The organism is Streptomyces camponoticapitis (genome assembly GCF_014646115.1).
Classification (GTDB): domain Bacteria; phylum Actinomycetota; class Actinomycetes; order Streptomycetales; family Streptomycetaceae; genus Streptomyces; species Streptomyces camponoticapitis.
Genome location: NZ_BMMV01000014.1, coordinates 77,189 through 99,120 on the forward strand (window position 1 = coordinate 77,189; position 21,932 = coordinate 99,120).

A 21,932-nucleotide genomic window follows, 5' to 3' on the forward strand; every position below is an offset into this window, starting at 1 on the left:
TCAGACGGTACGGCTCCGACTTCCGCGGCGGCAAGGCGCCTCTGTTGCGTGTGAGCAGGGCATTCGTTGCGTCTTCGGGCCTCTGGACGGCGATTCGTTGCGTCGCTGGTCGCATCCCGTTCTCCGCCGTGCGGCGGAGTGGATGGGGACCGTGGCCCGACGCCCCGGAGTGCCCCGGCGCGGGACGGTGATCAGGCCCGGGAAGAGCCGGGCGCAGCCGATCGGTACCGGGAGAACCGGTACTCCGTGGAAGGGGTTTCCCATGAGCCTTGCCGCACCGTCGTCCCGCCGCCGCACCCGCGCCGCCGCGCTGGGAGCCGCGCTGCTGGTCGCCGCCGCCGTCGCCACCACCGGCGGACCGGCCGTCGCGTCGGACGGCGACGGCACCGGGGCGGGTGACCGGAGCACGACACGAGAGGCGGCGGCCCTCACCGGCACCGCCAAGCTGTACCGCTCGCTCGGGGACGACATCACCTTCAGCTTCGACGCCCACCTCGCCGCCAAGGACACGGGAGACCCGTCCAAGGCCACCGGGACCTTCCGTTTCAGCCACTATCTGGACGGCTTCGGCGCCTCGGCCGAGGTGAAGGTCGACTGCCTGGTGACCGGCGGGAAGGTGGCCGTCGTCAGCGGTGTCATCACCAAGTCCGACCTGGAGGGCGCCGAGGGCAGGCGGGTCGGCGTCACGGTGCACGATCTGGGGCGCGAGGACCGGCTCGGCTACAGCTGGGCCTCCACCGGCAGTCCGGTCGAGCAGGGTCCGATGCCGAAGTGTGTGAGCTCCGCGCCGTTCGAGAGGGTCAAGGCGGGCACCGGTGACTTCAAGGTGCTGCCCTGGGAGCCGAAGCTCTGACCCGCCCTGCCGAGCGTCACGCCGTGGCGGCCGGGGCTCCCGCACAGGGGACGGGAGCCCCGGCACCTCATGGGTCCGGGTCAGCCCGGCGCGCCCGACGAGAATCGTCTGAGCAGCGGTGAGAGCACCAGGACCGACTTCGTGCGTTCCACGTACGGCTCCCCCGCGATCTGTTCGAGCACCCGCTCGAAGTGGCGCATGTCGGAGGCGAAGACCTGGACCAGCGCGTCGGCGTCGCCCGTGACGGTCGACGCCGACACCACCTCGGGGTAGCGCGACAGACCGCGCCGGATGTCCTCGGGCGAGGTCTTGTGACGGCAGTAGATCTCGACGAATCCCTCGGTCTCCCAGCCGAGCGCCGCCGGGTCCACCCGGACGGTGAAACCCGTGATCGCGCCTTCGGCGCGCAACCGGTCCACCCGCCGCTTCACGGCGGGCGCCGACAGACCGACCTCGGAGCCGATGTCCGCGAAGGAGCGGCGGGCGTCCTCGGCGAGGGCGTGCACGATGCGTTCGTCGAGCTTGTTCAGTCGCACTGCGGGTGGATCACTTCTCTGCGGGTGGTGGTCGCCGTGGCCGGCCGGAGGCGGGGCGCGCCCCGCCTCCGAAGTAGACCATGAGGCGGACGGTCTCACCCATGATCATGCGGCCGCTCCCCGCCGTGGCCGGACGGCGGAACATTTCGGGCCTTCGACGGGGCACCTATGACGTCGGGGGCGAACCCGCCCTCCGGGGGGACGACCAGGACCGAGGAGCACGATGAGCTGGCTGGATCCCGCACCCTTCCTGCGTGGCGTGGGCTGGATGGACGGCGACCGGGTGGTGCGCGCGGACCCCTCCGACATGTCGCAGCTGTCGTGGGACATCGCCCAGCGCGCGGTGCTGCCGATCGGTGTGCGGCTGGAGTTCGTCTCCCACGGCGCGGACGCGGTGGACATCCGGTACCGCGCCGCTGTCCCGGAGCCCGGGGACCCGCTGGCCGAACTCGCCCACTGCTTCTCCCTCTGGGAGGGCACCCGCTTCCTCGGCGAGACGTTCACCGAGCCCGCGCACGAGCAGGTGGCACGGATCGAACTGCCCGCGTCCCCCGGCCCGTTCACCGTCCATCTCCCCGAGGGGCACGCCCCCGAGATCCTGGGCGTACGGCCGGTCGGCGGTTCCCTGGCCCCCGGGCCGGCGCGCCCGCGCTGGGTGGTCCACGGCGACTCCATCACCGAGGGCTGGTCGTCGACGCGCCCGGCGCGCTCCTGGCCGGCGGTCGCCGGGCGGGCGCTCGGCCTGGACACGGTCAACCTCGGTTACGCGGGCGCCGCCCGGGGTGAACTCGCCACCGCCTCCCACATCGCGGCGCTCCCCGCCCATCTGATCACCCTCGCCTTCGGCACCAACTGCTGGTTCGGTGTGCCGTACTCGGCGCCGCTGCTGTACGAGACGGTGCGCGCGTTCCTCGCCGTCGTACGGGAAGGGCACCCGGCCACGCCGCTGCTGGTTCTCTCGCCCGTGCTGCGGCCCGACGCGGAGGAGACCGGCAACGCGCCCGGCGCGACGCTCACGGAGCTCCGTGCCGCCATGGAGGAGGCCGTACGGGACGGCGTCGCGGCGGGCGACGAGCGGCTTCTGCTGCTGCCGGGCCGGGGCCTGCTCCGGGCGGAGCATCTGGTGGACGGAGTGCATCCGGACGACAGGGGGCATGTACTCATCGCGGAGGCGGTCGTGACCGCACTGCGCGAGGCGGCATGTGTGCCGTCATCCGTGGTATCCGCCGGGTAGCAGGTTTTCCGGACGGGCGGCTCCCTGGGTGGGTCTCATGGATGCCCGAGATCGGGGTAGGTGGGTGATCGAGATGACTGAAGAGCCGCAAACGGTGATCGTCGAATCACCTCACCTGGACACGGCGTCCGCACGCGGGGCCGCCGCCGAGTTCCTGACGCAGCACTGCCCGTGGGCCGACCTCGACGCCGTGCTCCTGGTCGTCTCCGAACTCGTCTCGAACGCGGTCCGGCACACCTCGGGCTGGTGGCGGCTCCATCTCACGGCGGGGCGCGAGTCGTTGGTGGTGGAGATCGACGATTCGAGCCCCCAGCCGCCGGTTCCGCGCGACCCCGACTTCGGCGGGGGCGGCGGCTTCGGGTGGCACATGGTGCAGAGGCTGGCGTCCCGGGTGGAGATCCGGCCGCTGCCCGAGGGCAAGCGGGTACAGGCGGTCTGGGACCGGCCGCCGACGCCGGCGACGGCCGGCTGAGCGCGGCCGCTTAGACCGGCGGTCCCTGACGGCCCGTACGAACGGCGGCAGGACGAGCAGTGACGAACAGTGGAGGGGATGTCCCAGGTCCTGGGACATCCCCTCCACTGTTCGTCCGTGGTCGTCGGCTGGCGTGACCGGCCGGACGCGGGACGGTCATTCGACCGCCAGCAAGCCTTCCCTCAGCCGTTCGGTGATCCGCGACAGCAGTCGTGACACATGCATCTGGGAGACGCCGAGCTCCTGCCCGATCTCCGACTGCGTCATCTCCGCGCCGAAGCGCATCTGGAGAATCCACTTCTCGCGGTCGTCCAGCTCGTCGATCAGGGGCTTGAGCGCCTGCACGTTCTCCGCCGCCTCCAACTGCGCGTCGGGCGCGCCGAGTCGGTCGGAGAGAGGTGAGGACGACTCAGCGGTGTCGTCAGCGGGCATGTCGATCGAACCGGCCGTGTAGCCGTTGCTCGCGACGACGCCTTCGATGATCTCGTTCTCGTCGAGGTTGAGGTGCTCGGCGAGTTCGGCCGTCGTGGGGGCCCGGTCGAGCCGCTGCGACAGTTCGTCCGTCGCCTTGGCCAGGTCGATCCGAAGCTCCTGGAGCCGGCGCGGCACATGGACGGCCCAGCTCGTGTCACGGAAGAAGCGCTTGATCTCACCCACGATGTAGGGGACGGCGAACGTCGCGAACTCCACCTCGCGGCTGAGCTCGAAGCGGTCGATCGCCTTGATGAGACCGATGGTGCCGACCTGGACGATGTCCTCCATCTGGTCGGAGCGGTTCCGGAAGCGCGTCGCCGCGTACCGCACCAGGGCCAGATTGAGTTCGATCAGGGTGTTACGGACGTACTGGTGCTCATGGGTGCCTTCCTCCAGCTCAGCGAGCCGGACGAAGAAGACCCGTGAGATCTCTCGTGCGTCCTTGGGTGCCACGTCTCCCGGGCATTCCACATACGGAAGCCCCAATTCCGCTATGTCCGCCTGGTGGGTTCCGTACCGAGTGGTGTCGGTCGGGACTGCGCTCGCCGTGGCCACTGTGTCCTCCCCTTGCTCTGTTGGACAGTGCACAGCCCGTGTACCCAGACCCAACCCGGTCATGTCCAGGAAATCGTGACCGGGATATGCCAATCCCCTCGACACGGCTTCGACGGGCCGGTCCCCGGCGTGTGTACGACGGGGAATTGCCTGGTCAGAGGGGTGCGAGCGGCCCGGCCCAAGCCGACGGGAGACGGTGACACGAGCTGGAAAACGCGGAACCGGCCCGTCCGGCGCGGGATCCGGGCCGGACGGGGCCCTAACTCCAGCTCGCGTGGAGCGGCTTGCCCTCCGCGTAACCCGCCGCGCTCTGCACACCGACGATCGACTTCTCCGCGAACTCCTCCAGCGAGTTCGCTCCGGCGTAGGTGCACGCGGACCGGACCCCGGCGGTGATCGAGTCGATCAGGTCCTCGACACCCGGCCGCGCCGGGTCGAGGAACATCCGCGAGGTCGAGATGCCCTCCTCGAAGATCGCCTTGCGGGCCCGCTCGTACGCCGACTCCTCGCTCGTGCGGTTCCGCACGGCGCGCGCGGACGCCATGCCGAAGGATTCCTTGTAGAGCCGTCCGTCGGCGGCCTGCTGGAGGTCGCCGGGCGATTCGTACGTACCGGCGAACCAGGAACCGATCATGACGTTCGACGCGCCGGCGGCCAACGCCATCGCGACATCCCGCGGGTGGCGGACCCCGCCGTCGGCCCAGACGTGCTTGCCGTACTTCTTCGCCTCGGCGGCGCACTCCAGTACGGCGGAGAACTGCGGCCGGCCCACACCGGTCATCATGCGGGTGGTGCACATGGCGCCGGGGCCGACACCGACCTTGATGATGTCCGCGCCCGCCTCGACGAGATCGCGTACGCCCTCGGCGGCCACGATGTTGCCGGCGACGAGCGGCACCTTCGGATCGAGCGCCCGGACGGCCCTGATCGCCGTGAGCATCGACTCCTGGTGGCCGTGCGCGGTGTCGACCACGAGCGTGTCGACGCCCGCGTCCAGGAGCTGCCGGGCCTTGCCGGCGACATCGCCGTTGATGCCGACGGCAGCGGCGATTCGGAGCCGGCCGTTCGCGTCGGTGGCCGGGGTGTAGAGCGTGGCGCGCAGGGCGGCCTTACGGGTGAGGATGCCGACCAGCCTGCCCTCGGCGTCCACGGCCGGGGCCAGCTTGCGGTTGGCGCCGTCGAGCCTGTTGAACGCCTCGCTCGGGTCGATGTCCGCGTCGATGAGGAGCAGGTCCTTCGACATGACCTCGGAGAGCTGGGTGAAACGGTCGACCCCGGTCAGGTCGTGCTCGGTGACGACCCCGACGGGACGCCGGTCGTCGTCCACCACGACCCCGGCACCGTGCGCCCGCTTGGGCAGCAGGGACAGGGCGTCGCCCACGGTCTGCGCCGGCGCGAGGACGATCGGGGTGTCGAGCACGAGGTGCCGGGTCTTGACCCAGGAGACGACGTCGGTGACGACCTCGATCGGGATGTCCTGCGGGATGACGACCAGACCGCCGCGCCGGGCGACGGTCTCCGCCATCCGGCGGCCCGCGATCGCCGTCATGTTGGCGACGACGAGCGGGATGGTGGTGCCGGTGCCGTCGGGGGCGGCGAGGTCGACGCCCTGCCGGGAGCCCACGGCCGAGCGGCTCGGCACCATGAAAACGTCGTCGTACGTCAGGTCGTACGGGGGCTTCAGATCATTGAGGAAACGCATACCGACTCTCTCACCTGCGGTTGTACGGAAGGGCGGGTGGGGAGTCAGCTCCGACCGGCGACGGTCCCGGCTGCGGCTCCTACGTCATCATCACCGATGGCACGCGTTTCTGGCGAACCGGCGGTGTGCTTTCCGTACCATCGCCCGACCAGCGCCGGAGGCGTTCGTAGCTTCGGCCGAGGACGCCGCGAGCCGGTGCCGGGGCAGGACGCCCCGGCCGCGTGCTCACTCGCCGTCCGGGTCAGCGCGGTCCAGGGCCGGGCGCGGGCCGGGCTCGAAGTCGTTCAGCAGGAAATCGGCGGCCGCGGTGTCGGTGACCAGGCTCGTGACGAGCCCGGATCTCAGAACCGAGCCGATGGCCGCGCCCTTGCGCTGACCGCCGGCGATCGCGACGACCTCCGGGATACGCCGCAGCCGGTCGGCCTCGACGGTGATGCACCGCTCACCCAGGTCGCGCCCGACCCGCCGGCCCTCGGCGTCGAAGAGGTGCGCGGACATCTCGGCCTCGACGCCCAGGGACGCGTAGTGCGAGCGCTCCTCGTCGGTGAGCATGTCGTGGACCGTGGAGATCCCCGCCTCCCAGGAGCCGATGGAGACGGCCGCGACGGTGACCTTGTCGAAGTACTCGAAGGCGCGGGCGATACCGGGCTGGCTGCGCAGCGCGGCCGCCGTGGCCGGGTCGGGCAGCAGCATCGGGGCGTAGATCGGGTGCGCCTCGCCGCCGGAGACCTGGGCGGCGCGCCGTACGGCCTCGACCGAGCCGCGCTCGGCGGTGCCCGCGTCGTACACACCGGTCAGCTGGACGACGGTGCAGGGCGGCAGCCGGTCGAGGGCAGCGGCCATGTGGATGGTGGAGCGGCCCCAGGCGAGACCGAGGATGTCGCCCTCGACGACCAGTTCGCCCAGGAGGTCGGCGGCGACCTCGCCGAGGTTCTCCGGGTCGGGCGACTCGTCCGCCGTCTCGGCGGGAGACTCCACGACGACGGCGTGCCGCAGTCCGTAGCGGGCCCGCAGGGCGTCGGAGCGCTCGGCGTCCAGTTCGGCGGGGACGCGGATCTCGATCCTCACGAGGTCGCGTTCGAGCGCCGTCTCCAGGACCCTGGCCACCTTGAAGCGGCTGACGCCGAACTCCTCGGCGATCTGGATCTTGGACTTGCCCTCCAGATAGAAGCGCCGGGCCATGGCCGCCGCCTGCACCAATTCCGCGGGTCCCATGCGCAGGGCCGGCCGACCCGCCGACATACCAGGCACCGCGATCTCCTCACTGCTGTTCACACTGGACGCGCTCTCATCCTGTCAGATTCGGCGGTCCTTGATCAGCCCGGTTGGGCGGCGTTCATTTAGCTGTGGCCAGGTGGCCGCGTGCGGTTGTGGCTCAGTGGGCGCAGGCCCAGCCCGCCGAGGCGGTGGCCTCGTCGGCCTGGTGACGCAGCATTCGTACGGCCGCGGCGGGGTCGTCCGTCCCGTACACCGCGGAACCGGCGACGAAGACGTCGGCGCCCGCGTCGGCGCACCGTTCGATGGTCTCGGCGGAGACACCGCCGTCGACCTGGAGCCAGAGCTCCAGACCGTGCTTGGAGATCAGCTCCCTGGTACGGCGGATCTTCGGCAGCATGATGTCCAGGAAGGCCTGGCCGCCGAAGCCCGGCTCAACGGTCATGATCAGCAGCATGTCGAGCTCGGGGAGCAGGTCCTCGTACGGCTCGATCGGCGTCGCGGGCTTCAGCGCCATCGACGCCCGTGCGCCCTTGGCGCGGATCTCGCGCGCCAGCCGTACGGGGGCGGCGGCGGCCTCCACGTGGAAGGTGACCGAACCGGCTCCCGCCTCGACGTACCGGGGCGCCCAGCGGTCGGGCTCCTCGATCATCAGATGGCAGTCGATCGGGGTCTCCGTCGCCCGCGCGAGCGCTTCGACCACCGGCACACCGAGAGTCAGATTGGGCACGAAGTGGTTGTCCATGACATCGACGTGGAGCCAGTCGGCGCCCTCGACTGCTCGTGCCTCTTCGGCCAGTCGTGCGAAATCGGCGGACAGGATGCTGGGGTTGATCTGGGCCATGTGCCAAGCCTGCCATGCTCCGGCCGACTTCCTCGCCTCGATGTGCGGCATCGGGCCAAGGGGACGGGCACACTCGGTGCAATCCTCGCGATTCAGCGGGACGGGCGGGGCGGATGCGGCCGGGGAGAGCGCGGCGGGAGGCTCCGCCCGGCCGGCTCCTTGGCCCGAAGACCCGTTGACTCTCCCTCTGTGGGAGACCTGAGGGTGGCCGTATGCACAACGACACCGCGCCCGAACCGCCGGAATTCAGCATCGGCGAGCTCGCCGCCCGCACCGGTCTGTCGGTCAAACTCGTCCGCCACTGGTCGGACCTCGGCATCACGCCTCCCGCCGGCCGCTCCGCGTCCGGATACCGCCGGTACGGCCCCGAGGCCGTGGCCCGGCTCGACCTCGCCCGCACACTCCGCGACCTCGGGCTGGGGCTGCCCGAGATCCGGGCCGTGCTCGACCGGGAGCGGGGCCTCGCCGAGACGGCAGCCGTCCACGCCGACGCGCTGGAGGCCCAGATCCGTACGCTCCGGCTCCAGCAGGCGGTGCTGCGCTCGGCGGGACGGCGCGAGTCGACCGCCGAGGAGCTGAGGGTGCTGACGGAGCTGGCCCGGATGTCGGCGGCCGAGCGCGAGGAGACCGTCCGCGCCTTCGTGACCGGCGCGCTGGACGGGATCGACGCCCCCGGCTACCGCGGAGCCCTGCTCGCCGCCCTGCCCGACCTGCCGGGCGATCCCACCGCCGAGCAGGTCGACGCCTGGTTCGAGCTCAGTGCCCTGGTCCGCGATCCGGCCGTGTCGGCCGGGCTGCGCAGGATGGCGGCGTACGCGGCTGAGCACTCCCCCTCCGTGCACGAGGAGGACCATGCGCGGGAGGCCGAGCGCCTGACGGACTTCTGGGTACGACGGGTGTCGTCCGCCATGGCGGACGGCCTCGCGCCGGACTCACCGTCGGCGGACGGGGTGGTCGCCACGGTCGTCGCCGAGTGGCTTCCCGCCCAGGAGGGCCCGGCGGCCGACGGCGCGGAGGCGCGGGGCCTGCTGCTGGCGCAGCTGGAGATGGCGGCCGATCCCGCGGTCGAGCGGTACTGGCAGCTGATCTGCCTCATCAACGGCCTGCCGGTACGGCCAGATCTGGCGGCCCCCGGCGAGTGGCTGATGACCGCGCTGCGCGCGAATCCCGCGCCGGGGGCGCTCGCCGCCCGGCACGAGGCCCTGTACGCGAGTGGTCCTCCCGAGGAGGCGGACGGCTCTGAGGCGCTGCGGCCGGACCGGATCGTGGAGACCTTCGCCTCGGTGCTGGCCGGGGTCGGGAAGCTGGTGGCGGGGGTCGGCGCGGACCGGTTCGGCGATCCCACGCCCTGCGCCGACTGGGACGTACGCGCGCTGCTGGAGCACCTGGTGTGGGAGAACCTGATGTGGGCCGGCCTGGCGGCGGGCGCCCCGCCGCACCACGCCCGGGACGCGGACCACCTGGGCGCGGACCACGTCGCCGCGTTCCGGGAGGCCGCGGCCAGGACGCTGACCGCGTTCCGCAGGCCGGGCCTGCCCGAGGAGCGCTTCGGCCCCGCTCCCGGCCGGCGGATGGTGGAGCAGCTGCTCATCGAGATGCTGGTCCACGGCTGGGACCTGGCGCGAGCCACGGGACAGCCGACCGGCTTCGCACCCGAGGTCGCCGCCGCCGTACTGCCGTCGGTGCGGGAGATCTACGGCTCACTGCCGAGGACGGCGGGCGGCTCGTTCGCACCCGAGCGGCCCGCGCCGGAGCACGCCGACGGGAACGACCGTCTCGCGGCCTATCTGGGCCGCGCGGTCTGACGGCCCGCGGGGCGGCCGTCCTCCCCGGTGGATCGGCGCACGGCGTCGGATGCGGTGCGCCGCGAGGCGAAGGGTCGGCCGCATATCCGGGCGTATCCGGGTGTATCCGGGCGGTCCGACGACGCGGCGGGGTGCCGCAGCCGCCGTCGCGCGCCCGCCGGGGTGACGGGCCGGCCCCCGGACACCCGCGTTCCGCCGTGCGCCTCTCAGGCGGTACGGCGCAGCAGTGCCAGATACATCGCGTCCGTGCCGTGCACATGCGGCCACAGCTGGACGTCGGGTCCGTCCCCCAGCGCCGCGACACCGGGCATCAGCGGCCGGGCGTCGACCCAGTCGGCCTCGACCGCGGGACCGCCCCGGCCCTTCAGGACGTCCTCCACGACGGCACGTGTCTCCGCGGGGTGCGGGGAGCAGGTGGCGTATCCGACGACTCCGCCCACGCGTACGGCGTTCAGGGCCTCGCGCAGCAGTGACCGCTGGAGCGGCGCGAAGCCCTCCAGGTCCTCGGGGCGGCGCCGCCAGCGGGCCTCGGGGCGGCGGCGCAGGGCGCCGAGTCCGGTGCACGGGACGTCGACCAGGACACGGTCGAAGACCCCGGGCCGCCACGGCGGGCGGGTGCCGTCGGCGCTGATCACCTGGTACGGGCCGGGGTTGCCCGCGAGCGCGCGCTCGACGAGTCGCGCCCGGTGCGGCTGCTTCTCGGAGGCGAGCAGCAGCGCGCCGCGCTCGGCGGCCAGTGCGCCGAGCAGCGCCGCCTTCCCGCCGGGGCCCGCGCAGCCGTCGAGCCACCGCGCGTCGGTGCCTTCCACCGGGGCGTTGGCGAGGGCGACGGCGACGAGCTGGCTGCCCTCGTCCTGGACTCCGGCCCGTCCCTCGCGTACGGCGTCGATGGCGCCCGGCTCGCCGCCCTCGGTGAGCCGGACCGCGTAGGGCGACCAGCGTCCGGGCAGGCCGGAGTCCTCGCCCAGGGTGTCGAGCAGTTCGCCGGCCGAGATCCGGCCGGGGCGCGCGACGAGCGTCACCTCGGGCCGCTCGTTGTCCGCCTCCAGCAGGTCCTCGATCCCCGCCCGGCCGCCGCCGAGGGCGTCCCAGAGCGCCGAGACGACCCAGCGGGGGTGCGAGTGGACGACGGCGAGATGGTCCTCGGCGTCCTCGTCGTACGGCGGCGCCACGCGCTCCAGCCAGGCGTCGAGGTCGTCCTTGGCGATCTTCCGCAGGACGGCGTTGACGAACTTGGCGCGTCCGTCGCCGAGCACCACGCGGGCCAGCTCCACGCTCGCCGACACGGCGGCGTGGGTGGGGATGCGGGTGCCGAGCAACTGGTGCGCGCCGAGGGCGAGCACGTCGAGCACGGGCGGGTCGACCTGGCGCAGCGGCCGGTCGATGCAGGCGGAGATGATCGCGTCGTAGGTGCCCTGGCGGCGGAGCGTGCCGTAGACCAGCTCGGTGGCGAGCGCCGCGTCGCGGGTGTCGAAGTCGCCCGCCTCCCTGGCCTTCTTGAGAAGGGGCGGCAGGACGAGGTTGGCGTAGGCGGCGCGCTCGTCGACGGCCCGCAGTGCCTCGAAGGCGAGGATCCGAACGGGATCCTTCTTGGGACGGCGGTAGGGCTTGGGGGGACGGCGACGGGCCTGCTCGTTCAAAGGTGCTCCGCTGGTGAAGGTGCCGCGCTTCGGGGCCGGACGGATTCGCCGGACATATTCGCCGGACTGATTCAGCGTACGTCGGGGGCCTCATCCGGTGCGCCGAGCCGTTCACCGGTCGCGATCCGGACGCCACGCGCCCAGTCGGCGGCCCGCATCGGCTTCTTGCCCTGCGGCTGGACCCAGAGCAGTTCGACGGCGTACGAGCCGGTGCCGACGTGCACGGAGTTCTTGCCGACGGCGGGCTCGCCGGGCGCCAGGTCGGTACGGTCGGGCACCGGCGCGAGCTGGATCAGCTTGAGGCGTTCGCCGCGGAAGACCGTCCAGGCACCGGGCGCGGGGGTGCAGCCGCGTACGACGCGGTCGACGCGCAGCGCGGGCGCCGTCCAGTCGACCCGCGCGTCGTCGACGGTGAGCTTGGGGGCCAGGGTGATGCCTTCGGCGGGCTGCGGGACGGCCTTGAGGGTGCCGTCCTCGATACCGTCCATCGTGGCGGCGAGCAGCCCGGCGCCGGCGAAGGCGAGCCGGGTCAGCAGGTCGCCGCTGGTGTCGGTGGGCCGTACGTCCTCGGTGATCACGCCGTACACCGGACCGGAGTCCAGCCCCTCCTCGATGAGGAAGGTGGCGGCGCCGGTCGTCTCGTCGCCGGCCATGACCGCGTGCTGCACGGGGGCGGCGCCGCGCCACGCGGGCAGCAGCGAGAAGTGCAGATTCACCCAACCGTGGACGGGGACGTCGAGCGCGACGCGGGGCAGCAGCGCCCCGTAGGCGACGACGGGGCAGCAGTCGGGCGCGATCTCACGCAGCCGGGTCAGGAAGGCCTCGTCGCGAGGCCGGCCGGGCCGCAGGATCTCGATACCCGCCTCTTCGGCGCGCTCCGCGACGGGGCTGGCGACGAGCCTGCGGCCGCGTCCCGAGGGCGCGTCCGGGCGGGTCACCACGGCGGCGACCTCGTGCCGGTCCGAGGCGATCAGTGCGTCCAGGGCTGGTACGGCGACCTCGGGGGTGCCTGCGAAGACGAGCTTCACTGCGGGACTTCCTCGCTCTCTCGTGCGGCTCAGAGCCCGACAGGCTCTCGTGTCCGTCGCGCGCGCGGGCGGTGAGCGCCGGGCGCGGTCGACGACGGACAGCGCACCAGTCTATGGGCCTGTCGGCCACCGGAAGGATGGGGGCGTACGGGAGCCCGCGCGCCCCGCGCTTGTGCGCATACGCCCCCGCAGCGTGACCACAACGGCGGGTGGCGCGTTGTCAAGGGAGATTGACCACAACGGGCCGCCCGGTGCGACCCGATCCGTTTCAACGCCGGTTCGAGAGGCTTGTTCATGGCCGACCACGCAACCCACGACGCACAAGCCCGGGCAAATCTGCACCTGTTGGTGCGGGACATCGAGCGCGTCCGCCGGCAGGTGGACGCATTGCGCACTCTCACAGCCCAGTTGGGCAACGTCTACCGCCCGCGCCGCTCAGGCCCTTCCACGGGCTTCGTCGTCTACGGCCGGGCGCCAGCGCCGACCGTCCGTCTCGCGCAGGAACTGCGGGACAGCGTCGAGAGCCTGGTGACGGCCGCCGTGGACTTCGATCGCTCGCTGGGCTTCTCGTGGGACGCGGTCGGCTCGGCGCTCGGCGTCACCAAGCAGGCGGTGCACCGACGTTACGGTACGAGGCGGGCGGCCCAGCAGGCCGCCGCCGAGGGGGACCGTCCGCAGGACGCCGCGCCGCCGGTGGGCCCCGCCGCGCAGGGCCCGGTCCCGGCCGTGCCGGCGGCCCGGTCGATGCCACCGCAGCCGTCGGTGGCCGCCGCGCAGCCACTGCGCGAGGAGGCCCGCCCGGGGGCGTTCCCGGGTCCTCGCAACGGCTGACGCCGAGCGCCTGGGTGGTCCGCGGGCACCGGACCCGGCGTACGGGCGGCGGGTCCGGTGTACGGGCGGCGGGTCCGGCGTTCGAGAACGGATCCCCCGCCCCGGGTCCTGTCCGTCAGCCGATGTCCGGGGGATCGATCCGGATCCGCACCGGGTCGCCGCCACCGCGTGCCATGCGGCTCGCCTGGGCCGACTTCAGGGCGGCCGCGAGCGCGGCGCCGCTGCCCGGGGGCACCCGCAGCAGCGCGCGCTCCCACACCTCACCGGGCGGCGGATCACCGGTCCTCCGGTGCCGGGCCGGGTCCGTGACCGGCAGCGGTACGGGCCCCAGGACCTCGGCGTCGGGCGGCAGTTCGGCGAGGTGAAGGAACGCGGCGACCGCGTCGGGCCGCCCCGACACCGCCGCCATCCGGGACACCGGGGGGAAGCCCAGCTCAGCCCGCTCCGCCAGCTCGCGCTGGGCGTGGCCCACCGGATCCCAGCGCACGAGCGCCTGTACGGGCCGCAGCGTCGGCTCGGCCACCACCACGACCGTGCCGCCGTCGCCCTGGCCCCGGACCAGCGACGCGGCGTGCAGCCAGCGGCGCAGCGCCTCCTCCCCCGCCCTCAGGTCCGGCCGGCCCAGCATCGCCCAGCCGTCGAGGAGCAGCGCCGCCGCGTAGCCGTCCTCGGCGACGGGCTCGGCGCCGGGCGTGCTCACCACCAGAGCGGGGCGGCCGGGCACGGTGTCGAGGATGTGGTCGCGCCCCGACGTACGCACCGGCACGGCGGGGAAGGCCCGGCCCAGCTCCTCAGCCGTACGCCGCGCCCCGACCACGCTGGCGCGCAGCCGCGTCCCGCCGCACTCCGTACAGCGCCAGCCGGGCTCGCCCCGCCCGCACCAGGCGCAGTGCAACTCCCGCTGTTCGGGCGCCTCCAGGGGGCCCGCGCAGTGGCGGCAGCGGGCCGGCGCGCGGCAGCGCTCGCAGCCGAGCCGGGGCACATAGCCGCGCCGGGGGACCTGCACCAGGACCGGACCGGTTCTGAGCCCGTCCCTGACGGCCTGCCAGGCGAGGCTCGGGAGCCGGGCCGCGCGCGCGGCCTCGTCGCGCGCCAGCTCGCCGTCCCCGACTGTCCGCACCAGGGGCGCGGCCGTACGGAAACGCTCCCGGTCGGCCGTCATGGGCAACGCCCAGCCCGTCTCGACCAGTTGGGCCGCCTCCACGGTGCACCCCGTACTGCCCAGGAGGAAGGCGCATCTGTCGTGGGCGGCGCGCAGCAGCAGGACCTCCCGGGCGTGCGGCTGCGGGGCGTGGAGCTCGCTGTGGCTGGAGTCGCCGTCGTCCCAGATGGCGACGAGTCCGAGGTTCTGCACGGGGGCGAACATGGCCGCGCGGGTCCCCACCACGGCCCGGACCGAGCCGCGCCGGACGGCGAGCCACTGGCCGTACCGCTTCTGCGGGCCCGCCTCGGCGGTGAGCAGCGCGTGGTGTCCCTCGCCGAGCAGCTCCGTGAGGGCGGTGTCGACGCGGGCCGCGACCCGGCCGTCCGGTACGACGACGAGGGCCCCTCGCCCGGATGCGAGCGTCGCCGCGACGGCCCTCGCCAGCTCGTCCGCCCAGTGGGGCCCGGGCAGCGCGGTCCACACCGCTCGTGGGGCGCCGCCGTCGGCGAGCGCGTCAAGGAAGGCCGGGCCCTTCGCGTACCGCTCCCAGGTGCCCGTCTCCGGCCGCCCCGGCGCCGGCAAGGGGTCGGGGGACCGCTTGGCCTCCGCGCGCGCGTTCCTCGGCGGCACGGCCAGTTGCAGTACGTCGGCGAGGCTGCCCGCGTAACGGTCCGCGACCGCCCGCGCGAGCCCGAGCAGCTCGGGGCTGAGCACCGGCTCCGGCGACACCACACCAGCCAGCGCCGCGAGCGGCCCCGCGTAGTCGGACTCGGCCCGCCGCTCGACGATGAAGCCGTCGATCAGCCGCCCGCCCTCACGCCGCCCGCCCCGCACCTGATGCGCCCCGGCCCCGAACCGCACCCGCACCCGCACCCCCGGCTGGGCGGCCTCGTCCAGCTCCTCGGGCACGGCGTAGTCGAAGAGCTGATCGAGATGCAGCACGCCCTTGTTGACGACGACCCGCGCGACGGGGCGCTCCCCCGCCAACGGCGCCCCCCGCCATGTCCGCGGCTTGGCCCTCGGCACCTTGGCGGCCCGCACGGTCTCCCGGATGAGCGCGAGCTGCTCCGGACCGCCGTCCCCTGCGGACTCCTTCTCGGTCCGCTCGTCGGGGTGCTCGTCGTCGCTGCTCACAGCCAAATTCTTACCAGACACCACCGACAACGGGGCTGGTCACGGGGTATCTCCCCGGCGCACGACGACGGGCCCCCGAACACCAGTGGTGTCGGGGGCCCGTCCCGTCGACGTGACGGGGAATGCCTCAGAGACCGACCGCCGCGCGCAGGGCGTCGACGCGGTCCCTGCGCTCCCAGGTGAAGTCGGGCTCCTCGCGGCCGAAGTGACCGTAGGCCGCCGTCTGGGCGTAGATCGGGCGGAGCAGGTCGAGGTCGCGGATGATCGCGGCCGGGCGCAGGTCGAAGACCGTGGCGATGGCCTGCTCGATCTTCTCGACGTCGACCGTGGCGGTGCCGAAGGTCTCGATGAACAGGCCCACCGGCTCGGCCTTGCCGATCGCGTACGCGACCTGGACCTCGCAGCGCGCGGCGAGACCGGCGGCGACCACGTTCTTCGCCACCCAGCGCATCGCGTACGCGGCGCTGCGGTCCACCTTGGACGGGTCCTTGCCGGAGAAGGCGCCGCCGCCGTGGCGGGCCATGCCGCCGTAGGTGTCGATGATGATCTTGCGGCCGGTGAGCCCGGCGTCGCCCATCGGGCCGCCGATCTCGAAGCGGCCCGTGGGGTTGACCAGCAGGCGGTAGCCCTCGGTCTCCAGCTTGATGCCGTCCTCGAGGAGCTGGCTGATCACGTGCTCCACGACGAACTCGCGGATGTCGGGCGCGAGGAGCGAGTCCAGGTCGATGTCCGAGGCGTGCTGCGAGGAGACGACCACGGTGTCGAGGCGCGTCGCCTTGTCGCCCTCGTACTCGATGGTGACCTGGGTCTTGCCGTCGGGGCGCAGGTAGGGGATGGTCCCGTTCTTGCGGACCTCCGACAGCCGGTGCGAGAGCCGGTGGGCGAGGTGGATCGGGAGCGGCATCAGCTCGGGCGTCTCGTCGCAGGCGTACCCGAACATCAGGCCCTGGTCGCCGGCGCCCTGCTCGTCGAGCTCGTCCTCCACGCCGTCGACCCGCTTCTCGTACGCGGTGTCGACGCCCTGCGCGATGTCGGGGGACTGCGCGCCGATGGACACCGAGACGCCGCAGGAGGCGCCGTCGAAGCCCTTCTTCGAGGAGTCGTAGCCGATCTCCAGCACCTTGTCGCGTACGAGCTTCGCGATGGGCGCGTACGCCTTGGTGGTGACCTCACCGGCCACATGGACCAGACCCGTGGTGATCAACGTCTCCACAGCGACCCGGGAGGAGGGGTCCTCACGCAGAAGAGCGTCGAGAATCGTGTCGCTGATCTGGTCAGCGATCTTGTCAGGGTGACCTTCGGTCACGGACTCCGAAGTGAACAGACGGCGCGACACATCGCTCCCTGGGGTTGCAGCGGCTGCTGGCTAGATCCTTGTCGGAGCGACCGGGGAGCTGCGCCCCGCGTCGTTCCTCGGCCAGTTTATCCGGCCGACGGCTCAGAAGGTCCAGGCGTCTCGGACTCTGGGAGTCGAGTTGGGGCGTTCACTCCGTCCTGCGATACGCCGATCGCCCCCCATCCCGACCTGGAAGCCCCGGTTTGGGCCGTTTTTGGCCACCCGAAAGGGGGAACCAAGAATTAACTCGCCGTTCGCCTAGTCAGACCCGAGTGAGGGTACGACCAGGTCCCAGATCGTGTCGGCGAGCGCCTCCTTGGGACCGTGCGGCACCGGCGTCTCGCCGCCGTCCGCTCCCAGGATCACCGCCTCGTTCTCGTCGGCGCCGAAGGTCTTGCGCTCCCCCACCTCGTTGACGACCAGCAGATCGCAGCCCTTGCGACGCAGCTTCGCGCGCCCGTTGGCGAGCACGTCGTCCGTCTCGGCGGCGAATCCGACGATCACCTGACCCGGCCTGGGCCGCTCCGCGCCGATCTCCGCGAGGATGTCGGGGTTGCGGACCAGCACGATCGGCGCGGGCTCCTCGCCGTCCTTCTTCTTGATCTTCCCGGCCGCGTACTCGGCGGGGCGGAAATCGGCCACGGCCGCCGCCATCACCACGGCGTCGGCGTCGGCGGCCGCCTTCAGGACGGCCTCGCGCAGTTGTACGGCGGTGCCGACGCGCACGATGTCGACGCCGGCCGGGTCGGGCAGCCCGGTGTTGGCCTCGACGAGGGTGACGCGGGCGCCGCGGGCCGCCGCCGTACGGGCCAGCGCGTACCCCTGCTTCCCGGAGGAGCGGTTGCCGAGGAAGCGCACGGGGTCGAGCGGCTCACGTGTGCCGCCGGCGGAGACGACGACATGGCGGCCCGCCAGGTCGGGCACGACCGCACCGCGCGCCAGGACCCGTCGGCAGACCTCGAAGATCGCGTCGGGGTCGGGCAGCCGCCCCTTGCCGGTGTCGACGCCGGTGAGACGGCCGACGGCGGGCTCGATGACGACGGCACCACGCTCGCGCAGGGTCGCGACGTTCGCCTGGGTGGCGGGGTGCTCCCACATCTCGGTGTGCATGGCCGGGGCGAAGACCACCGGGCAGCGCGCGGTCAGGAGCGTGTTGGTCAGCAGGTCGTCCGCCAGGCCCTGGGCGGCCTTGGCCAGCATGTCGGCGGTGGCGGGGGCGACGACGACGAGATCGGCGGACTGGCCGATGCGTACGTGCGGCACCTCGTGGGCGTCCGACCAGACCTCCGTGGAGACGGGGTGTCCGGAGAGCGCGGACCAGGTCGCGGCGCCCACGAAGTGCAGGGCGGACGCGGTCGGGACGACCCGTACGTCATGGCCCGACTCGGTGAGGCGGCGCAGCAGCTCGCACGCCTTGTAGGCGGCGATCCCGCCGCTCACCCCGAGAACGACCTTCGGCCTGCCGCCCGAGCGCTCCGCCTGGTCCACCGTGTCTCCCCGCATTCGGTTGGATTCGTCTTCCCCCATGACACACCACAGGCCCGGCAGTCGCGCTGCCGGGCCTGTGGTGAAAGGAATCTGTCGCCGTTACTGCGCCGGGCCGTCGATGGCCTCGGACGTCAGCAGACCCGCGTTGATCTCACGCAGGGCGATCGAGAGCGGCTTCTCGTGGACGTGCGTGTCCACCAGCGGACCGACGTACTCGAGCAGGCCCTCGCCGAGCTGCGAGTAGTACGCGTTGATCTGGCGCGCGCGCTTGGCCGCGTAGATCACGAGGCTGTACTTCGAGTCCGTGGCCTCGAGAAGCTCGTCGATCGGCGGGTTGATGATGCCCTCGGGCGTGGAAATGGAAGAGGACACTCTCTTGCCTTCCGAAGATAAATCAGGGAAATACAGGAAATGCGGGGTGCTACCGACGGCTGCGCGAAAGCAGACAGAGGTCAGGCAACTGCCATCAAGGCTAGCAGCTCGCGGGCGACGTCCTCGACGGAGGTGTTCACCAGGCTGGTGTCGAACTCCGACTCGGCCGCCAGCTCCACCTTCGCGGCCTCCAGCCGGCGCTCGATCACCTCGGGCGACTCGGTGCCCCGGCCGGTCAGCCGGCGGACCAGCTCGTCCCAGCTCGGCGGCGCCAGGAAGACCAGCTGTGAGTCCGGCATCGAGTCCTTGACCTGCCGCGCGCCCTGGAGGTCGATCTCCAGGAGCACGGGCTCGCCCGCCTCCAGGCGTTCGAGCACCGCGCGACGCGGCGTGCCGTAGCGGTTGCCCGCGAACTCCGCCCACTCCAGCAGCTCACCGTTGGCGACCAGCTTGTCGAACTCCTCGTCGCCGACGAAGAAGTACTGGACCCCGTGACGTTCGCCGGGGCGCGGTTTTCTGGTGGTGGCCGACACCGAGAGCCATACCTCGGGGTGGACCTTGCGCATATGGGCGACGACCGTGCTCTTGCCGACCCCCGAGGGGCCGGAGAGCACGGTCAGCCGCGGACGTACCTCTGGTGCCATGCAGCGATTATCCAGGTTCCCGGGAGTGCCCGAGAACGTCAGGCGGGACCGCCGCCGAACTCGCGTTCCAGCGACGCGATCTGGTTGGAGCCGAGACCCCGCACACGGCGGCTCTCGGAGATGCCGAGTCGCTCCATGATCTGCTTGGCGCGCACCTTGCCCACGCCGGGCAGAGATTCGAGGAGGGCGGAGACCTTCATCTTGCCGATGACGTCGTTCTCCTGTCCCTGCTTGATGACCTCGTGGAGGGAGGCGCCGGAGTGCTTGAGTCGATTCTTGACCTCGGCCCGCTCCCGGCGAGCCGCGGCGGCCTTTTCGAGCGCGGCTGCGCGCTGTTCAGGGGTAAGGGGCGGAAGAGCCACGCCTACGTCACCTCGGATGTCGAACTGTCGGATACGGACCGGTGAGGAACGGGGTCGCCCCACACCAGGGCGAGCAACGCGCGAGACCTTCCGCACGTTGGCTCTCGACGGAGACTAGCGTTGAAGACCGCTCTCGTCAGCGAGAACAGCCGAAAAGTCCTGGTCAGCATCGCTCGACCAGGACATTCCTGGCAAAACAACCTGCTTTTCTTCCTGGATCGACGCCGGATCCGCGCAGAATTCACGTTCGAGCCGCGTCAGCGCGCTCCTTCCGCGCCCTCGACCGCCGTCCGCACCTCGTCGCCGAACCGCTCCGCCGCCGCACGCAGGGCGTAAACATCCGGACCTGCACGCAGTACACCCCGGCTCACACTCGGCACCACATTTCGGACGGCCGAGCCGAACACACCGGGAAGGTCCGCGGGGGTCGCGCCCTGCGCGCCGATGCCGGGGGCGAGGAGCGGACCGTTGACGGCGAGATTCACACCGGCCTCGCCGAGGGTCGCCCCCACGACGGCGCCGACCGACCCCAGCGGCGTCACTTCGGCGTTCTCCGCCGCCATGTGATCGAGCATCACCTGTGCGACCGAGGAACCGCCCGCGGTGGTGGCCCGCTGGACCTCGGCGCCCTCCGGGTTGGAGGTGAGGGCGAGCACGAAGAGACCGGAGCCGCTGATCCGTGCCGCGTCCAGGGCGGGCCGCAGGGAGCCGAAGCCGAGGTACGGCGAGACCGTGACGGCGTCCGAGAAGAGCGGGCTGTCCTTGTCGAGGTAGGTGGCGGCGTACGCGGCCATGGTGGAGCCGATGTCGCCGCGCTTGGCGTCCATCAGCACGAGCGCGCCGGCGGCCCGGGCCTCGGCGACCGCCTGCTCCAGGACGGCGACACCGCGCGAGCCGAACCGCTCGAAGAACGCCGACTGCGGCTTCAGTACGGCGACGCGGTCGGCCAGCGCCTCGACGACGGTCCGTGTGAAGGACGTCAGCCCCGCGACGTCGTCGCTCAGCCCCCAGGCGTGCAGGAGCGAGCTGTGGGGGTCGATGCCCACGCAGAGCGGCCCCCGCGTGTCCATGGCGCGCCGCAGACGAGCGCCGAAGGGCTCCGGCTCCGGCTCCGGCTCGGGGGCGGACGCGGAGGCGGTCATGCGCGCACCTTCCTGGTGTCGGCGCCGACAGCGTCGGCGAGGGTGGCGTACTCGCTGGTGGCCAGCCGGGCGGCCAGCCCTTTGTGGATGCCCCGGCTCCAGAACGGCCCCTGGTAGATGAAGGCGCTGTAGCCCTGGACGAGGGTCGCGCCCGCCAGGATCCGCTGCCAGGCGTCCTCGGCGTTCTCGATGCCGCCCACCCCGACCAGGGTGATCCTGTCCCCCACACGGCCGTACAGCCGCCTCAGGACCTCCAGCGAGCGCTCCTTCAGTGGCGCTCCGGACAGTCCGCCGGCCTCGGCGAGCAGGGACGGGGCCGTCCTCAGGCCGAGGCCGTGCCGGGCGATGGTGGTGTTGGTGGCGATGATGCCGTCCAGGCCGAGCTCGACGGTCAGGTCGGCGACGGCGTCGATGTCCTCGTCGGCGAGATCGGGGGCGATCTTGACCAGCAGCGGGACCCGCCGCCCGGTGACGACGCGGTCGGCGGCCTCGCGTACGGCCGTCAGCAGCGGACGCAGCTGGTCGACGGCCTGGAGATCGCGCAGACCGGGGGTGTTCGGGGACGAGACGTTGACGACGAGATAGTCGGCGTGGGCGGCCAGGCGCTCGGTCGACGTCACGTAGTCGCCGATCGCACTCTCGTCCGGGACCGCCTTGGTCCTGCCGATGTTGACGCCGACCGTCGTACGGAAGATCTCCCGGCGGGTGGCGAGGCGCAGGGCGATGGTCGCCGATCCGTCGTTGTTGAAGCCCATGCGGTTGATCAGCGCCCGGTCGGCGGGCAGCCGGAACAGCCGCTGCGGGGGGTTGCCGGGCTGCGGGCGGCCGGTGACCGTGCCGACCTCGACATGGTCGAAGCCGAGCATGCTCATGGCGTCGATGGCGACGGCGTTCTTGTCGAAGCCGGCTGCGAGACCGAAGGGGCCGTGCATCCGCAGCCCGAAGGCCTCGGTGCGCAGCTCCTTGTAACGAGGCGCGAGCGCCGCGGCCACGAAGGTGCGCAGGACCGGGATCCCGACAACGAACCGGATCCAGCGGAAGGCCAGCTGGTGGGCCTGCTCCGGGTCCATCCGCCGGAAGAAGAGCCGGAAGAAGAGTCGGTACATGAGGGGCGGGCTCCT

20 protein-coding genes are annotated in these 21,932 nt (G+C 72.3%); 5 read left to right on the forward strand and 15 right to left on the reverse strand.

Annotated elements, in window-relative coordinates; all coding sequences use genetic code 11:
• Positions 1-262: 262 nt before the first annotated feature.
• Positions 263-853 carry a Repetin gene (locus IEY79_RS21490; protein WP_189109190.1) on the forward strand — a complete coding sequence of 197 codons (591 nt, stop codon included), beginning with the start codon at positions 263-265 and terminating at the stop codon, positions 851-853.
• An 80-nt stretch (positions 854-933) separates the two neighbouring features.
• Here IEY79_RS21490 and IEY79_RS21495 read toward each other — a convergent pair whose 3' ends face one another.
• Positions 934-1,389, reverse strand: coding sequence for an Lrp/AsnC family transcriptional regulator (locus tag IEY79_RS21495; RefSeq protein WP_189109191.1), 456 nt, complete (start codon positions 1,387-1,389; stop codon positions 934-936).
• A gap of 223 nt (positions 1,390-1,612) precedes the next feature.
• Here IEY79_RS21495 and IEY79_RS21500 point away from each other — a divergent pair, with 223 nt between their 5' ends.
• Positions 1,613-2,623 carry a GDSL-type esterase/lipase family protein gene (locus IEY79_RS21500; protein WP_189109192.1) on the forward strand — a complete coding sequence of 337 codons (1,011 nt, stop codon included), beginning with the start codon at positions 1,613-1,615 and terminating at the stop codon, positions 2,621-2,623.
• A 73-nt stretch (positions 2,624-2,696) separates the two neighbouring features.
• A complete protein-coding gene (locus IEY79_RS21505; RefSeq protein WP_189109193.1) occupies positions 2,697-3,095 on the forward strand; it encodes an ATP-binding protein in 399 nt (132 codons plus the stop codon).
• A 156-nt stretch (positions 3,096-3,251) separates the two neighbouring features.
• Here IEY79_RS21505 and IEY79_RS21510 read toward each other — a convergent pair whose 3' ends face one another.
• The 4 genes from IEY79_RS21510 to rpe all read right to left on the reverse strand — a co-directional run bounded on the left by IEY79_RS21510 (position 3,252) and on the right by rpe (position 7,885).
• Positions 3,252-4,124: an RNA polymerase sigma factor SigF gene (locus tag IEY79_RS21510; RefSeq protein WP_229701013.1), complete on the reverse strand. Its 873-nt coding sequence runs from the start codon at positions 4,122-4,124 to the stop codon at positions 3,252-3,254.
• 259 nt (positions 4,125-4,383) lie between these two features.
• On the reverse strand, positions 4,384-5,826 hold the full coding sequence (locus tag IEY79_RS21515) for a GuaB1 family IMP dehydrogenase-related protein (protein ID WP_189109195.1): 1,443 nt from the start codon (positions 5,824-5,826) through the stop codon (positions 4,384-4,386).
• A gap of 225 nt (positions 5,827-6,051) precedes the next feature.
• A complete protein-coding gene (locus IEY79_RS21520; protein WP_189109196.1) occupies positions 6,052-7,101 on the reverse strand; it encodes a sugar-binding transcriptional regulator in 1,050 nt (349 codons plus the stop codon).
• Positions 7,102-7,201: 100 nt separating this feature from the next.
• Entirely contained in the window at positions 7,202-7,885 is a 684-nt protein-coding gene (gene rpe / locus IEY79_RS21525) for a ribulose-phosphate 3-epimerase (protein ID WP_189109197.1), read from the reverse strand.
• A gap of 212 nt (positions 7,886-8,097) precedes the next feature.
• Between rpe and IEY79_RS21530 the strand changes: the two genes are divergently transcribed.
• Complete coding sequence (locus IEY79_RS21530) at positions 8,098-9,690, forward strand: TIGR03086 family metal-binding protein (RefSeq protein ID WP_189109198.1); 1,593 nt, start codon at positions 8,098-8,100, stop codon at positions 9,688-9,690.
• Positions 9,691-9,896: 206 nt separating this feature from the next.
• On the opposite strand, the gene IEY79_RS21535 is transcribed toward IEY79_RS21530, so the two are convergent.
• A complete protein-coding gene (locus IEY79_RS21535) occupies positions 9,897-11,330 on the reverse strand; it encodes an RsmB/NOP family class I SAM-dependent RNA methyltransferase (protein ID WP_189109199.1) in 1,434 nt (477 codons plus the stop codon).
• A gap of 71 nt (positions 11,331-11,401) precedes the next feature.
• Positions 11,402-12,358, reverse strand: coding sequence for a methionyl-tRNA formyltransferase (gene fmt / locus IEY79_RS21540; RefSeq protein ID WP_189109200.1), 957 nt, complete (start codon positions 12,356-12,358; stop codon positions 11,402-11,404).
• Positions 12,359-12,652: 294 nt separating this feature from the next.
• Between fmt and IEY79_RS21545 the strand changes: the two genes are divergently transcribed.
• The gene (locus IEY79_RS21545) at positions 12,653-13,189 is read left to right on the forward strand and encodes a hypothetical protein (protein WP_189109201.1); all 537 of its coding nucleotides are present in this window, start codon (positions 12,653-12,655) and stop codon (positions 13,187-13,189) included.
• Positions 13,190-13,304: 115 nt separating this feature from the next.
• Here the strand turns inward: IEY79_RS21545 and IEY79_RS21550 are convergent, their stop codons facing one another.
• The 8 genes from IEY79_RS21550 to IEY79_RS21585 form a co-directional block, all read right to left on the reverse strand.
• Positions 13,305-15,467: a primosomal protein N' gene (locus IEY79_RS21550; protein ID WP_189109202.1), complete on the reverse strand. Its 2,163-nt coding sequence runs from the start codon at positions 15,465-15,467 to the stop codon at positions 13,305-13,307.
• A gap of 127 nt (positions 15,468-15,594) precedes the next feature.
• On the reverse strand, positions 15,595-16,803 hold the full coding sequence (metK, locus tag IEY79_RS21555) for a methionine adenosyltransferase (RefSeq protein WP_189109203.1): 1,209 nt from the start codon (positions 16,801-16,803) through the stop codon (positions 15,595-15,597).
• 258 nt (positions 16,804-17,061) lie between these two features.
• Positions 17,062-18,306 carry a bifunctional phosphopantothenoylcysteine decarboxylase/phosphopantothenate--cysteine ligase CoaBC gene (gene coaBC / locus IEY79_RS21560; protein WP_189109309.1) on the reverse strand — a complete coding sequence of 415 codons (1,245 nt, stop codon included), beginning with the start codon at positions 18,304-18,306 and terminating at the stop codon, positions 17,062-17,064.
• Between the two features lie 84 nt (positions 18,307-18,390).
• Complete coding sequence (gene rpoZ, locus IEY79_RS21565; protein ID WP_023542989.1) at positions 18,391-18,663, reverse strand: DNA-directed RNA polymerase subunit omega; 273 nt, start codon at positions 18,661-18,663, stop codon at positions 18,391-18,393.
• 80 nt (positions 18,664-18,743) lie between these two features.
• Positions 18,744-19,307, reverse strand: coding sequence for a guanylate kinase (gene gmk, locus IEY79_RS21570; protein ID WP_189109204.1), 564 nt, complete (start codon positions 19,305-19,307; stop codon positions 18,744-18,746).
• 38 nt (positions 19,308-19,345) lie between these two features.
• A complete protein-coding gene (locus IEY79_RS21575) occupies positions 19,346-19,669 on the reverse strand; it encodes an integration host factor (RefSeq protein ID WP_003956414.1) in 324 nt (107 codons plus the stop codon).
• Positions 19,670-19,926: 257 nt separating this feature from the next.
• Positions 19,927-20,811: an orotidine-5'-phosphate decarboxylase gene (pyrF, locus tag IEY79_RS21580; protein ID WP_189109205.1), complete on the reverse strand. Its 885-nt coding sequence runs from the start codon at positions 20,809-20,811 to the stop codon at positions 19,927-19,929.
• A complete protein-coding gene (locus IEY79_RS21585) occupies positions 20,808-21,917 on the reverse strand; it encodes a quinone-dependent dihydroorotate dehydrogenase (RefSeq protein WP_189109206.1) in 1,110 nt (369 codons plus the stop codon). Before IEY79_RS21585 ends, pyrF begins: the two co-directional genes overlap by 4 nt.
• Positions 21,918-21,932: the final 15 nt, after the last annotated feature.

Excerpts from the sequence above, each read along its gene's own strand:
- IEY79_RS21490 (WP_189109190.1), top strand. The coding sequence starts at position 263 with ATGAGCCTTGCCGCACCGTCGTCCCGCCGCCGCACCCGCGCCGCCGCG.
- IEY79_RS21500 (WP_189109192.1), top strand. The coding sequence starts at position 1,613 with ATGAGCTGGCTGGATCCCGCACCCTTCCTGCGTGGCGTGGGCTGGATG.
- IEY79_RS21505 (WP_189109193.1), top strand. The coding sequence starts at position 2,697 with ATGACTGAAGAGCCGCAAACGGTGATCGTCGAATCACCTCACCTGGAC.
- IEY79_RS21515 (WP_189109195.1), bottom strand. The coding sequence starts at position 5,826 with ATGCGTTTCCTCAATGATCTGAAGCCCCCGTACGACCTGACGTACGAC.
- rpe (WP_189109197.1), bottom strand. The coding sequence starts at position 7,885 with ATGGCCCAGATCAACCCCAGCATCCTGTCCGCCGATTTCGCACGACTG.
- IEY79_RS21530 (WP_189109198.1), top strand. The coding sequence starts at position 8,098 with ATGCACAACGACACCGCGCCCGAACCGCCGGAATTCAGCATCGGCGAG.
- IEY79_RS21545 (WP_189109201.1), top strand. The coding sequence starts at position 12,653 with ATGGCCGACCACGCAACCCACGACGCACAAGCCCGGGCAAATCTGCAC.
- coaBC (WP_189109309.1), bottom strand. The coding sequence starts at position 18,306 with ATGCGGGGAGACACGGTGGACCAGGCGGAGCGCTCGGGCGGCAGGCCG.
- gmk (WP_189109204.1), bottom strand. The coding sequence starts at position 19,307 with ATGGCACCAGAGGTACGTCCGCGGCTGACCGTGCTCTCCGGCCCCTCG.
- pyrF (WP_189109205.1), bottom strand. The coding sequence starts at position 20,811 with ATGACCGCCTCCGCGTCCGCCCCCGAGCCGGAGCCGGAGCCGGAGCCC.
- IEY79_RS21585 (WP_189109206.1), bottom strand. The coding sequence starts at position 21,917 with ATGTACCGACTCTTCTTCCGGCTCTTCTTCCGGCGGATGGACCCGGAG.